Here is a 299-nt window from a genome sequence, read left to right on the forward strand (position 1 = left end):
GCGTTGTCGGCGATGGCCTGTGCGTTCTGACCGTTCGCCGTCGAATTCACACCGGACGCCATCGCGTTGTTACCCGTTGCGGTCGCGTTCTTCTTGCTGGCCTGCGCATTCTGACCGAGGGCCGAAGAACCTTCGCCCGTGGCATTTGCATTCTGACCATTCGCCGTCGAATTCACGCCGGACGCTATCGAATTGTTACCCGTAGCCGTTGCGTTCTTCTCGGTGGCCTGCGCATTCTGACCGATCGCAGAAGAACCCTCGCCCTTGGCCAGCGCATTCTGACCGTTCGCCGTCGAATT

General features: G+C 59.9%; 1 pseudogene. It reads right to left on the reverse strand.

From position 1 onward, the window contains the following. Nucleotides 1-299: pseudogene (locus tag AC1RQF_RS30080) on the reverse strand (hypothetical protein); the annotation flags it as partial.

The organism is Burkholderia sp. GW821-FHT14F03, assembly GCF_058803765.1.